This window comes from Endozoicomonas sp. ALC013, assembly GCF_049310205.1.
Classification (GTDB): Bacteria; Pseudomonadota; Gammaproteobacteria; order Pseudomonadales; family Endozoicomonadaceae; genus Endozoicomonas.
This window is the reverse complement of sequence record NZ_JBLYNS010000142.1, coordinates 1-12,516: the sequence shown is the minus strand read 5'-3', so window position 1 is coordinate 12,516 and position 12,516 is coordinate 1. Positions and strand designations below refer to the sequence as shown.

Here is a 12,516-nt window from a genome sequence, read left to right as displayed (position 1 = left end):
TATGCTCCCTACGTTGCGCCTTGCATAGCAACTGCCCACTTAGCCAGAAATATATGATTCCATTTGGCCAACTACTTATTAGCCATTGTCTGAAGTTACTTTCAATTTCATTGCTGCCTTTTTCTGGTGTTCTTATAGCCATCGTCGTGAAATTTCCTTATCCTCGCGCTTTTTTCTCAGGAGCCTGCCAGTGGATGCCCTTGATCTGAATCCGGACAAATATCGACTTGCCAGAGCTCTACGTCCTTTCTCATATTCTGTTGCCCTGGTAACCTGCGGCCTTGGCGTGGTAATGGCTTATCAGCAGGGTGTTGGCGACTGGCGCAGAGCACTGCTGGTTATGTTGGCTGGCGTATTGCTTCAGGCTGCCAGCAATCTTGCCAATGACCATGCTGATCTGGTGTTGTGGAAAAAACGTTCTGGAGAGTTGGCAAGGCAGGTGGTTAAGCAGATTCATCGAAACTTTATCCTGGCGGGGTTTTGTGCCCTGATTGCCTGCATGATGGGACTATTGTTGGTAATCGATGTTGGCTGGCCGTTATTGTTGCTTGGTGTCTTTGGTGTCGTCGGCGGTTATTTTTATACCGGTGAACCCATTGTCTATAAACATCGCGGCTGGGGGGTGCCGGCAGTATTTCTGTTTACTGGTGTACTGATGGTCAGTGGTGCCTTTTATGCCGTTGGAGGGTACTGGAATAATGAAGTGGTCTGGATGTCGATTCCGGTGAGTTTGCTGGCTTCTGCGTTGTTGCTGTCCAATGAGATCCGGGATTACCTGGATGATATCAGTCACAATATTCGCACGTTAACCGTTCGTATGGGACTGGTTCCAGCGAAATGCCTTTATGCCGTGCTGTTACTGGCAGGGTTTCCTCTCAGTTTTCTGTTGTATTATTCGGGCGAGTTGGATAACCCGCTTTATCTGCTGATAGCGCTGCCTTTTGCCATTGCGCCGCTCAGATTGCTTGCCAACCATTCTGGTGATGCTGAGATGGTTCGTTTGCCTCCTCTGACAGGACGTTTTTTTATCGTCTTTGGCCTGGGATTTATGCTTTCAATTGTATTTTAAGTGAGAGGGCGTAAAGGGGCTCTGAAATACAATAAACCCTATGCCGTTTATCGGGTATCTTAAAACCCCGCTTGAGTCTCGGCACAATACAGGCCATTACCGTCAGTCCTTGTTTCTCAGATCATAGGTTTTTGCATCAAATAACTCTTCGGGTTGGTTCGGAAGGTTAATAGCCTGTCTGCCGTTGCTATTACCGATAAGCTTCAGTTTGGTGAATCGATCCCGGGTCGCTTTTACCAGTGTTTCCGAGTTACGCATAATGGTGGGGCGGATAAACAACATCAGGTTCTTTTTTTCATCGCCGCTCTGGTTATAACGGAAGAGGTTGCCCAAAATTGGGATGCTCCCAAGCAGTGGTACTTTTTTCCTGCTTTTGGATTTGATGTCTTCAATCAGTCCACCAATAACGACGGTTTGTCCATCATCCACCAGTACCGAGGTCTTCAGGGAGCGGGTGTTGAACAGCAGGTCATTGCTATCGGAGCCAAGCAACTGTTTGGTGGTGCCCACATCCAGTGAAGAAACCTCTTGCTCCAGCATCAGTCTCAGGCTGTTGCCTTCGTTGATATGGGGGGTGATCTTGAGTTTTAGCCCCACATCCTTGCGTTCAGTGGTGGTAAAAGGGTTATTACTATTGCCACTGGATGACGTCTGGTATGAGCCGGTTTTGATGGGAATGTTTTTGCCGATAATCAGCTCTGCCTCTTCATTATCCAGAGTCAGCATACTGGGGGTAGAGAGGATATTGTTATTGGACTTTGCGCTTAACGCACTGACCAGAACGCCGAAGTTATCAGCGCGCAGCGCCAGGGATCCGAGGGCAATACCAGGCTTATCATCCAGAATATGCCCGGTTATGCTGCTTTTAATAATGTTACTTGAATCGGATGTACCACGAATCGTGTTAGTCCCATCAATGCCCCATTGAACACCCAGCGCATCATTAATCCCACCAGACACTTCAACAATAACGGCCTCCAATAACACCTGGGCCCTGGGCACATCAAGCTGCCGGACAATTTTCTCCATTTCCTGAAGGGTTTCCGGGTCGGCGATCATAACCAGAGCATTCTGGGTTTCATCCGCTTTGACAAAAGCCGTCGTTGCTGCCGACTTGCTTTTGGCACCAGACTTGGTGGAGGCTTGGGAAGATGACTGATTTGATGAGCCGGGAGAGACTGAGCTTGATGCAACCGATGACGAAGGCGTTGCAGCGGTTCTCTTGCCCTGACTGTCCTGAATAATGCCTGAGGCTTCCGAAAGAATTTCAGCAATGTTTTTGGCATCGGCAAAACTCAGGAACATCACTTTGGTGGTTGATTTTCGAATACCTTCCTTATCAAGGGTGTCAGCCAGTTTTCTGACCCGTGCCCGTTTGCTGGCATTGCCCTTAACCACCAGACGATTGCTTCGCTCATCGGCGATCACCTGAAGCCCGCTGGGTAGCTGTCCCTTGCCAGTGACCAGAGTATCAGAAATGATTTTTGAGACATCTCCAACCCAGGCATGTTTAAGCTGAATGACTTCGTAGTCGTTATTGCCAGCATCATCCAGCTCTCGTATCAGTTTGGTGATGCGCTCAACATTATCGGCAAGGTCACTGATGATGACCGCGTTACTGGAAGCAGATGCAGCAGCGTGTCCATACTGGGCAATCAATGGGCGAATGATCGGGATGACTTCGACAGCGGATACGCTGTGCAGATCGACAACCCTGGTGGTCATGACGCCATCAATGGGCTTCTGAGTGTCTCCGGGACTGCTGGTTTTTGCCGTGGTTGTGGGAACAACATTAATAATATGGCCATCGGCTTTTGGTATGACGGTATAACCATTAGCGGACAGGACTTCCAGGAAAACATCGTAGACTTCATCCCGGGTCAATGGCTTACTGGAAATGACGGTAACGGTATTGCCTCCCTTAATCCGTGGATCGATAACAAATGTCTCTCCGGTTATTTTGGCCACCTGGGTGATAAATTCACGGATATCGGCATTCTGCTGATTCAGTGTCCAGAGCTTATCATCGGGTGCCGGTACGGTGTTATTGGCAGCAGGCTGTAAGCCGGTATTTACCTTGCTGGCAAACAGTGGGGTGACAGCCATCATCAGCACCAGAGGAATGGCTCTGATTAACTTTCTGTTATGAGAGTGTGGTAAACGTGGTAAAAAGAGTAGCGCTCTGGTGTTCATGATGTGACCATTAACTCAGCAGTTTGTCATTGTTGTCATTACAGTTCCTGACTGGCGTCCTGCAGCTTCTCCCTGAGGTCCTGCATTCGCTGTTCAAGAGACATATCATCCGGATAATCATGGTTGCCCGGACGCTGCTCCATTGACTCGGGGATGTCTTCCGCCACAGGCCTGAATTCCTGAAAGGCTCTGGAATCCCTGGCTGTTTCCGGAAAGTATAGTTTTTCAAGCTGGTTACCCCGTTTAATGACAATGTGATCGGAATAAACCTGATTCAGAATGGCACCTCCGGGAAGAGCGTCACCAATTTCATATAACTTGTCCTGGTTGGCTATTTGAATAATTGCACTTGCGTACTTTTTGTTTTCAATGCCTGAGAGTGCCCCTCTGAGAATCAGGTTCATTTTTGTTATGGGGATCTCTTTATTGTTTTGAGTTATTTCCAGATTGTCACTAAAACCAAAAATCAGCTCAAAGTCTTCAGGTTTGATGGTTGAGGAGTTTTTCAAAACGATAGTTTTATTATTAACACTATTTTTCAAGGGTTCGCTGCTGACGATTTGATAAAAGTGAAATGCTTGAAAACTGAGGCTAAGGATCATAACGATGAAAATAATCAGAATGATAAGATTCCGATTATTTTTATGCCCCCATTGCAGAAATGTGGTGAAAACCACTGGTTTCATGGTCATATCTTCTGAAGTTAACGAATAGGCTATTCTTTACTCTAAATAAAAGCATAAGAGTTTTGTTTTTTAAAGAAATAAGTTTTTTCAAAAAGGAAAGGCCTAACCGCCTCCCGGGTGCTTCCTTTTTGATTTAAGGAGTTCATGATATTGGCTACACCTCTGACCACTGACTATGACACCGAAGATGATGCTGAAAGTGAAGCCAGCGTTTTACCAAGACTGCCTTTTAGTTTTGCCAAAAGGCATGGCGTTGTGCTCATTGAGAATGATAATGGGATAGCCACACTCTATTTTCATAACACACCACCGGCTGAGCTGATTGCTGAAATCAGTCGCTTTTCCGGTGTTTTTCCTGCCTATGAGCGGGTTGATGCCGAAAAACTGTCAGAGGTGCTGGCTCACTGCTATCACAATGACAGTTCAGAAGCATTGCAGGATGCCGCCGGCATCAGTGATCACCCGGACCTGACCAGTCTGGCGGATGCCGTTCCGATCACGGAAGACCTGCTTGAGCAAAGTGACGATGCGCCGGTTATCCGTTTAATTAATGCGTTGCTCACTGAGGCGATCAAGGAAGGTGCTTCCGATGTGCATATTGAAACCTTTGAGTCGGCACTCGTGGTTCGGCTGCGGGTGGATGGTGTGTTAAGGGAAGTACTGTCACTTAAAAGGACCATTGCCTCTTTGCTTGTTTCCCGCATCAAGGTGATGGCCCGACTGGATATTGCTGAGAAACGGGTACCCCAGGATGGCCGGATTTCGCTGAGGGTGGCCGGCAAGGAAGTGGATGTCCGGGTGTCCACGCTGCCTTCCAGTAATGGCGAGCGGGTCGTACTCCGGCTTCTGGACAAAGCAGCAGGCCGTCTTGAACTCAGGCACCTCGGTATGACCGAGCGGAACCGTGCACTGATCGAAGGACTGCTGCAAAAACCTTATGGCATTATTCTGGTGACAGGGCCAACAGGATCCGGCAAGACAACGTCTCTATATGCCAGCCTTACCCTTCTGAATGACCAGACCCGAAATATTCTCACCGTTGAAGACCCCATTGAGTATCACCTGGAAGGGATTGGCCAGACCCAGGTAAACACAAAAGTCGATATGACTTTTGCCCGGGGATTGAGAGCTATTCTGCGACAGGACCCCGATGTGGTGATGGTCGGAGAGATCCGTGACCGGGAAACCGCTGAAATAGCGGTACAGGCCAGTTTGACCGGGCATCTGGTACTTTCCACGCTTCATACCAATACGGCGGTCGGTGCCCTGACCCGTCTTCAGGATATGGGCATTGAACCTTTTCTGATGTCGTCCAGTCTACTTGGGGTGATTGCCCAACGTCTGGTCAGGGTGCTCTGCAGTGACTGTAAATTGCCATACAGCCCTGATGATGCCGAATGCCAGCAGTTAGGCATTGATGCTTCTGATGGGGTAACGCTGTATCACGCCCAAGGGTGTAAGTGCTGTAATTTCAGTGGCTATCGCGGGCGTACCGGCATTTATGAAGTTTTTGTTATTAATGAGCAGGTCCGGCGAATGATCCATGGGCTCAAAGGGGAGCAGGAGATTACGGACTGTGTTCGTGAGTCCAGTCCCGGCATCCGTGAAGATGGCAGCAGAAAAGTGCTGGAAGGGGTTACAACACTTGAAGAGGTTCTTCGGGTTACCCAGAAAGACTGATTATGGCTGCTGAAGAAAAAGGCTCAGGATTATGGCCGCGTTTGAATATATAGCCCTGGACCATCAGGGTAAACAGCATAAAGGTACCCTGGAAGCAGACAGTGGGCGTCAGGTTCGCCAGATGCTGCGGGATAAACAGTGGACACCGCTGTCAGTTAATACACTTGCCGATCGCAAGCAGCAGGGAGAAGAGGGAAGAAGCTTCTTTCTGCGCCGGGGCATTTCAGCCGTTGAGCTGGCTACAGTAACCCGGCAGCTGGCTACGCTGATCCAGGCGGCAATGCCTATTGAGGAAGCGCTCAATGGTGTGGCAGCCCAGCAGGAAAAGCGACGAATAAAAAATATGTTGCTGGCTGTTCGTTCACGGGTGCTTGAAGGCTATACCCTGGCCAAAAGCCTGGAAGCCTTCCCGGAAGTCTTCCCCCAGATGTATCGGGCAACGGTTGCGGCAGGGGAGCATGCCGGTTATCTCGACCGTGTTCTCAATCGTCTGGCCGACTACACTGAGGCCAGAATGCGTTCTGGTCAGAAAATACAGCAGGCGCTGGTCTATCCGGTCATACTGATGTTGGCGTCCATTGGGATTGTCAGCTTCCTGCTGGGATTTGTGGTGCCGGATGTTATCAAGGTCTTTCTGGATTCCGGTCAGGAGCTGCCATTAATCACAGAGCTATTGATTAATGCCAGTGAGGGGTTTCAGACATGGTGGCCGGTGATCTTTGGTGTGATTGTTGCGGCTATTGTGGTTGTCCGGCATTCACTGAAAAAGGCCTCCGTACGACTTTCCTGGCACCGGGTTCAGTTAACGTTGCCGTTGGTTGGGCGATTTGTCCGAACGGCCAATGCCGCCCGCTTTGCCAGTACATTGAGCATGTTAACCCGCAGTGGGGTTTCGCTGGTAGAGGCCCTGATGATTGCTGCCCAGGTGGTTAATAACGATGCCATCAAACATGCCGTTCAGGATGTTGCCCGGCGAGTCAGTGAAGGAACCAGTCTTCACAGGGCACTGGCAGAAACCGGCTACTTTCCACCCCTGATGCTCCACATGATCGCCAGTGGCGAGGCAACCGGAGAGCTGGATCAAATGCTGGAGAGAACTGCACAGAATCAGCAGATGGAGCTGGAAGGGCGCATAACCGTCATCCTTGGACTGTTTGAGCCTTTGATGCTGGTCCTGATGGGGGGAGTGGTCATGATGATTGTTCTGGCTATCCTGTTGCCGATACTCAATATGAATCAGCTGTTGAATTGAGGCCAGGAGTGAAACAGAGCTAAATCGTCCTGGATGAAAAATGCTGAACGGCCTATTCACAGAAAATCGAGGTCAACCAACATGATAAAAAACCGGCTTAGAAGAAGAGGGCCTGATGCGGCTAATTCAGTGCACGCTGAACGGGGCTTTACACTGATTGAAATTATGGTGGTGGTGGTCATTTTGGGAATTCTGGCAGCTATGGTGGTTCCCAAAATTCTTTCCCGGCCTGATCAGGCAAAGGTCACCGTTGCCCGTGCGGATATTGAAGCGATTTCTCAGGCGCTGGAGCTTTTCAGGCTTGATAATGGTTTTTATCCCACCCTGGACCAGGGGCTTGAGGCACTGACTCAGAAACCATCTTCTCCTCCAGAGCCTAGAAACTGGAATCCCGAAGGGTACCTGAAAAAAGTGCCATTGGATCCGTGGGGGAATCCCTACATGTATTTACAGCCCGGTAATCACGGCAAGTATGACCTTTATTCTTTCGGAGCGAATGGCCGTGAGGGCGGCGAAGGTCTCGATGCTGATATTGTGAACTGGGATAACTAGGAGCCTGTCGGACTTAAGACTGCCCTACTGCGGTTGTGATAAATTGGTCTAAAAATTCCTGCTTCTTCGTCAAATAGCCCCGCTATTCTCCTCAGAAGCAGAAATTTTTACCCTCAATTTCTCGCAATCCTCGCTACGGACGCTTAAGTCCGACAGGCTCCAAGGTTTTTTTGGCAAACAGGACAAGGAAATGGCATCACCTCAACAGCAAGGATTTACCCTGATCGAAATGCTGGTGGTGGTGGTCATCATTGGGGTTCTTCTGGGTATTACCCTGCTAAGCCCGATAACCGGCAGCATTCACAAGGTGGTGCAGAAAGAAGCGACACGATTGCAGGCATTATTTACCCAGGTTCGTGACAAAGCGCTGCTGGAAAATAATCACTACGGCTTCTCAATTGATAACGACGGGTATTACCGCTGGTGGGTATTACCGGCAGATACTCAGGAATGGGCTGAGTTGGCGCAATCCCCTTTTCAGCCCAGGTTGCTGCCAGACACATTAAGCCTGAGCCTTGAGTCCAGTGAGAATTTCATGCCTTTTGATGTGGATGAACAGTATCCATCCGTTGTTTTCTATTCAGACTACCAGGTAACCCCCTTCAGGCTCGGCATTGTTCCGGTTGGCAACAGCAAACAGTCACTCTATCTGCGCACAGACGGATTGTCCGATATTGAATGGGTCAGGGAGTAACGAGCGTTGCTATGAGTTATTGGGGTTTCAGGCTAAACCGGCTTTTTCTACCCAGCAGAAACCTGAATCGTGGTCAGGGTTTTACCTTGCTGGAAGTTATGGTGGCTCTGGCCGTATTTGCCCTGGCCGCTTCTATGCTGATTCTTTCTGATGGCAACAGCATTCGCCAGACCCGATACCAGAAGGAAAAAATACTGGCTTCGCAGATTGCCGACCACTATCTCAATACACTTTATGCCGAGGGGCGCTGGAGTGGTTCGGCAGTGAGGCCTCAAATTGAAAGCTATGCCGGTTTTCAGTGGTATGTCCGGGAAACATCCGCATCCACCGGGTCACCCGATTTCAGACAGGTGCAGGTCGAAGTATTTATCGGTGAGTCTGAACCAGAAAAAGGTGCTGTTCCCCTGGCAAGGTTATCTACCTGGCTGAGGAGGCCCCGGCAATAATGCTCAACAAACGTTTTTGCCTGGCTATGGGTAGACACTTGAACATTGTTCAGGTACCGGGTGGCTTTACCCTTCTCGAGTTAATGGTTGCTATCGTACTGTTCAGCATGATCAGTACGGCAGCCTATAAGCTGTTTATGTCAGTCACCCGTGCACAGGAAGCAACGCAGTTGGTGCTGGATGACATGGATAAATTACAACGGGCTGAAATCATTCTGGAAAAAGACGTGTTCCAAATAACCCGAAGACCGGTCAGGGATGAACAAGGCTTGCAGCAGCCTGCACTGAAAGCCCCGGGTCCGGGCAGGACGTTAATGGAGTTTACCCGTTCAGGATGGCAAAACTCCCTGAAGGCAGCACGAAGTACACTGCAACGTGTGGCTTATGCTGTGGAGGGTCATCAGTTAATCCGTTATTACTGGCCTGCTTTGGACAGGGCTCCGGAATCTACTCGTATTCGTCAGGTTGTGCTGTCTGGTGTGAACAGCATGAAAGTACGATTCCGCAATGATCACAAGGAATGGATAAGCAGCTGGCCTCCAAAACAGAACCTGCAGTCAGTTGCCAATGTGGGACGCGCAGATCAAGTACCGACGGCCGTGGAGCTGACCATTGTTCATGAGACGATGGGGTCCATGGTCACCGTGGTTCCGCTGATCACGTACAAACCTGATCAGGGCAATAAAGAGGGAGACCCATCCCAGGAGAACAGGAATAACGCGCCGGGTAACATACGGCCACAGCCCACAGGCCGATCCGGAGATAGTGTCGATGGTTATTGAGCCTGCTGAAAACCGCCAGCCAGTCAGGGCTTCGCCTGGTAAATTCCCATCATGCCACCAATCAGGGATTGCTCTTATTTATGTGCTGCTGATTTTTTTGCTGATCACAACGGTCGCTTCTGAGATTGTTATGAATCTCTGGCTGCACACTGAGAAGAACGCCCGATATCTGGAAAGAACCCAGGCAAAACACTATGCACTGGGCGCTGAACAGTACGTCGCATGGCTGCTGGAACAAGATTTTCAACAGGATAAAAAAAATAACCGAATGGTGGATCATGAAAATGAGCTGTGGAATGTTGAAACCATCAACTATGACGTAGAACAGGGCGTTATCGAATTACAGGTTCAGGATGAACAGAGCCGGTTTAATTTGAACTGGCTTGCTGATGAGAGTAAGCCCTCAGGTGAACCGCGGGCGGAAAGAGGTGGTTCACCGGCTGTGCAAATGTTTGAGAATCTGCTGACAGCGCAATCCATGGATCCGCAACTGGCCGACAACATAGCTCGCTGGATGAACAAAGAGCAGAAAAGTGTCTCAAGGGGAACGGAAGATCAGGTCTATCTATCCCTTGTTCCCCCAAGACGAACCGGACAAACTGAAATGACATCGGTCTCGGAATTGATATTAATTGATGGTTTTAATAACGAGGAAGTTGAAAAACTGTTGCCATATATTACGGTTATACCCAGATCATCAAAAATGAATATGAACACAGCTCTGCCAGAGGTTATCCGTTCGTTAAACAAGAATATCTCCGAAGGGGATGCCTTAATGATCATTAGCCGCCGGGGTGATGCCGGGTTATCCAATATTGAAGAATTGAATCAGCTTGTCGCTCTATCTGGAAAGGCCGGGATTTTTAATGAGAGAAATCAAAATGAGCGGGTAGTATTCGACAGTCAGTATTTCAGTGCCCGGATTAAGGCAACCTTTAGAGAGACCACCTTTTACTTAAAAACGATTTTTTACCGAAGCAGTGAGGGGCATGTGCAGGTTATCGGCAGAGAAATCGGGCCGGGTCAATATTGGGCTCCTGCTAATAAGGCCGATTTAACAGGGAACTCAGGGGCTAATAAATGAAAAAAATACTATTGGTTCGAATGCCTGCTCCAGTCAGCTCTGTTGATGCCAGTACCGTTGTCCAGTGGGGGAAGTTTACATCGGCAGGCTCTTTGACCGGAGAACTCCATCTGACAGCGATTGATCAGCTCAGAGCAGCATGGTGTGCTGACGAGCCTGAAGATCGAGAGGACGTTGACCGCCTGCCGGATGAGGTCATTCTGCTCCTGGGGGGATCGCTTTGTTTGTATAAACACCTGATGATTAATGCGGGCCAGAAAAAGCACCTGGCAACCGCACTCCCTTATCTGGTGGAGGAGCATCTGGCCCAGGATATTGAAACCATGCATATTGTTCATGGTTTTCCTGACAGGGACTTGCAGGTTTCTGTCGCCGGTATTCCCCACTCAACCCTACAGGCCATGCTGGCCCTCTTTGAGGAACATCAGTTACCCCTGACCAGCATCCTGGCTGAAATGCAGTTTCTGAAGGCTGAGCCGGGATATACCTGCCTGATAATGGACAATGATGCGGTGATGATGGCCTCACCCGGTCGTGAAGGCGTCACCCTGAATTACGAAGCGCTCCCCATCGTATTCCCGGATCATCCCGATCAGGGAGATCATCAACTCCCTGATACTCTGGCCAGCTCTCTGGATAATACGGTTGCTGAAACAGTGAATGAGCTGCCCTCAAAAGTCAGATTGATGTTCTCTGACAATACGCTGGCGGTTACCGCAACCAGAATGGATGAAACATCCGGTTTGCTTGCTGAGCGTGGCTGGCTCGTCGATAAGTTACCGCTTAAGGGCTCGGTCTTTGAGTATTTTGCCGGGCTCTATTTTACTGCAAGGCGCAACAATCAGCTGCTTGATTTCCGACAGGGGGCCTATCAGTGCCCGAGAAGAACCGGGCGATTTATCCGGCGCTGGTGGCCACTGTTGGCTGCGGCTGGCTGCTGGCTGATTCTTGAGCTTGGACTGTCAGTTACAGAAGGTGTGATTTATCAGAATAAGTCGGAATCCCTCTGGAGGGATTCCATAAAAAACTACCTCTCGGTATTCCCCAGTGACCGACAAGCCCAGCAGGCACAGGCACGACAACAGATGTCTTTTAATGTGAAGCAAATAATGGAGCACCGCTTTCGTACTCTGGATGCTCAAATCTCCGAAACCCCTTTTCTATCCATGCTTCAGGCTCTTTCCCATGTTTCTGGCACCATGGGCGACAAAGTAAAACTTGAGCCCAGGCATCTGGATTTCAACGAGGCTACCGGTCAACTGGTCTATGAATTTGAAACCGGTGAGTTAGACACGGTGAACCAGCTTCTGGAAAAGCTCAACACTTCCGGCTTACAAGGTAAGCTGGATAACGCTAACCAGGGTAAGTCCGGTGTGATTGCCAGAGTTACGATCAGGAGATGATTGGGGGGGACCATGCAAAAACTGAATCGCCTGCTAATGGCTAACCCGTACTGGCAGCACTGTAAATCCTGGTATGAAATGCGGCCTTCCGGAGATCGTAAAATACTCCAACTGCTTGTTACTCTGGTGTTTGCAGCGCTGATCTATCTGCTGATTTGGGAGCCCGTAAGCCAATGGTCGAAGGCTCAGAAAAGCAACTATCTCTATCAGCAGGAAATGAACACCTGGTTACACAATAATTTACCCAAAGCCCGTGACCTGCAGAAAAATCAACAAAGAGCTTCACCCCGTCAGGAACTCTCCTCCATAGCTGCCAATGTTGCCCAACAGGCAGGTATTACCCTGGGAAGAGTGCAGCCAGACCGCAAGGGCCTCTCGGTTTGGGTTGAAGATGCAGCCTACCAGAAACTGCTTAAATGGCTTGTGCTGCTGCAAACAAAGCATGGTGTTGCCATCCAGCAGGTGCGTATTGATCAGCTGAAAGAAGAGGGGCGGGTAAAGAGTTATATCCATCTGGGGGGCTGAACAAAGCAGCATAAGGTTCACCCTGAGTTTGATGCTTGTTATCCGACGCTCTTGTTGTTTGAAATTGTTGTTCGAGGATTGTTCAGATAAATACCGTAAAAAGGGATTGACACACTCTCTCGATTCGATATCATACCGGCCACAAGCGCA

Annotated in this window: 12 protein-coding genes; 10 read left to right on the top strand and 2 right to left on the bottom strand. The window is 49.3% G+C overall.

From position 1 onward, the window contains the following. Positions 1 to 190: 190 nt before the first annotated feature. The gene (locus ACO6V1_RS19515; RefSeq protein ID WP_422445963.1) at positions 191 to 1,069 is read left to right on the top strand and encodes a prenyltransferase; all 879 of its coding nucleotides are present in this window, start codon (positions 191 to 193) and stop codon (positions 1,067 to 1,069) included. 102 nt (positions 1,070 to 1,171) lie between these two features. Here the strand turns inward: ACO6V1_RS19515 and gspD are convergent, their stop codons facing one another. Both gspD and ACO6V1_RS19505 read right to left on the bottom strand, forming a co-directional pair. Beyond that, a complete protein-coding gene (gspD, locus tag ACO6V1_RS19510) occupies positions 1,172 to 3,262 on the bottom strand; it encodes a type II secretion system secretin GspD (protein WP_422468109.1) in 2,091 nt (696 codons plus the stop codon). 38 nt (positions 3,263 to 3,300) lie between these two features. Continuing rightward, positions 3,301 to 3,948, bottom strand: a complete 648-nt coding sequence (locus ACO6V1_RS19505; protein ID WP_422468107.1) for a type II secretion system protein N — start codon at positions 3,946 to 3,948, stop codon at positions 3,301 to 3,303. A gap of 144 nt (positions 3,949 to 4,092) precedes the next feature. Between ACO6V1_RS19505 and gspE the strand changes: the two genes are divergently transcribed. From gspE to gspM, 9 genes are all read left to right on the top strand, one after another. Continuing rightward, the gene (gene gspE, locus ACO6V1_RS19500; protein WP_422468105.1) at positions 4,093 to 5,628 is read left to right on the top strand and encodes a type II secretion system ATPase GspE; all 1,536 of its coding nucleotides are present in this window, start codon (positions 4,093 to 4,095) and stop codon (positions 5,626 to 5,628) included. A gap of 31 nt (positions 5,629 to 5,659) precedes the next feature. After that, on the top strand, positions 5,660 to 6,880 hold the full coding sequence (gene gspF / locus ACO6V1_RS19495) for a type II secretion system inner membrane protein GspF (RefSeq protein WP_422445957.1): 1,221 nt from the start codon (positions 5,660 to 5,662) through the stop codon (positions 6,878 to 6,880). 81 nt (positions 6,881 to 6,961) lie between these two features. Continuing rightward, positions 6,962 to 7,432, top strand: a complete 471-nt coding sequence (gene gspG, locus ACO6V1_RS19490) for a type II secretion system major pseudopilin GspG (RefSeq protein ID WP_422445955.1) — start codon at positions 6,962 to 6,964, stop codon at positions 7,430 to 7,432. A gap of 190 nt (positions 7,433 to 7,622) precedes the next feature. After that, positions 7,623 to 8,126: a type II secretion system minor pseudopilin GspH gene (gene gspH, locus ACO6V1_RS19485; RefSeq protein ID WP_422445953.1), complete on the top strand. Its 504-nt coding sequence runs from the start codon at positions 7,623 to 7,625 to the stop codon at positions 8,124 to 8,126. Continuing rightward, positions 8,111 to 8,572 (top strand): type II secretion system minor pseudopilin GspI, encoded by a 462-nt coding sequence (gene gspI, locus ACO6V1_RS19480; RefSeq protein WP_422468103.1) that lies wholly within the window; start codon positions 8,111 to 8,113, stop codon positions 8,570 to 8,572. The genes gspH and gspI overlap by 16 nt, the downstream gene beginning before the upstream one ends. Then, on the top strand, positions 8,572 to 9,354 hold the full coding sequence (gspJ, locus tag ACO6V1_RS19475; protein ID WP_422445949.1) for a type II secretion system minor pseudopilin GspJ: 783 nt from the start codon (positions 8,572 to 8,574) through the stop codon (positions 9,352 to 9,354). The genes gspI and gspJ overlap by 1 nt, the downstream gene beginning before the upstream one ends. After that, the gene (gene gspK / locus ACO6V1_RS19470) at positions 9,344 to 10,438 is read left to right on the top strand and encodes a type II secretion system minor pseudopilin GspK (protein ID WP_422445947.1); all 1,095 of its coding nucleotides are present in this window, start codon (positions 9,344 to 9,346) and stop codon (positions 10,436 to 10,438) included. The genes gspJ and gspK overlap by 11 nt, the downstream gene beginning before the upstream one ends. Further along, positions 10,435 to 11,841 (top strand): type II secretion system protein GspL, encoded by a 1,407-nt coding sequence (gene gspL, locus ACO6V1_RS19465; protein ID WP_422445946.1) that lies wholly within the window; start codon positions 10,435 to 10,437, stop codon positions 11,839 to 11,841. Before gspK ends, gspL begins: the two co-directional genes overlap by 4 nt. A 12-nt stretch (positions 11,842 to 11,853) precedes the next feature. Next, positions 11,854 to 12,366 (top strand): type II secretion system protein GspM, encoded by a 513-nt coding sequence (gspM, locus tag ACO6V1_RS19460; protein WP_422445944.1) that lies wholly within the window; start codon positions 11,854 to 11,856, stop codon positions 12,364 to 12,366. The last annotated feature ends 150 nt before the right edge of the window (positions 12,367 to 12,516 follow it).

Excerpts from the sequence above, each read along its gene's own strand:
- gspD (WP_422468109.1), bottom strand. The coding sequence starts at position 3,262 with ATGAACACCAGAGCGCTACTCTTTTTACCACGTTTACCACACTCTCAT.
- ACO6V1_RS19505 (WP_422468107.1), bottom strand. The coding sequence starts at position 3,948 with ATGAAACCAGTGGTTTTCACCACATTTCTGCAATGGGGGCATAAAAAT.
- gspE (WP_422468105.1), top strand. The coding sequence starts at position 4,093 with ATGATATTGGCTACACCTCTGACCACTGACTATGACACCGAAGATGAT.
- gspF (WP_422445957.1), top strand. The coding sequence starts at position 5,660 with ATGGCCGCGTTTGAATATATAGCCCTGGACCATCAGGGTAAACAGCAT.
- gspG (WP_422445955.1), top strand. The coding sequence starts at position 6,962 with ATGATAAAAAACCGGCTTAGAAGAAGAGGGCCTGATGCGGCTAATTCA.
- gspH (WP_422445953.1), top strand. The coding sequence starts at position 7,623 with ATGGCATCACCTCAACAGCAAGGATTTACCCTGATCGAAATGCTGGTG.
- gspI (WP_422468103.1), top strand. The coding sequence starts at position 8,111 with ATGGGTCAGGGAGTAACGAGCGTTGCTATGAGTTATTGGGGTTTCAGG.
- gspJ (WP_422445949.1), top strand. The coding sequence starts at position 8,572 with ATGCTCAACAAACGTTTTTGCCTGGCTATGGGTAGACACTTGAACATT.
- gspK (WP_422445947.1), top strand. The coding sequence starts at position 9,344 with ATGGTTATTGAGCCTGCTGAAAACCGCCAGCCAGTCAGGGCTTCGCCT.
- gspL (WP_422445946.1), top strand. The coding sequence starts at position 10,435 with ATGAAAAAAATACTATTGGTTCGAATGCCTGCTCCAGTCAGCTCTGTT.
- gspM (WP_422445944.1), top strand. The coding sequence starts at position 11,854 with ATGCAAAAACTGAATCGCCTGCTAATGGCTAACCCGTACTGGCAGCAC.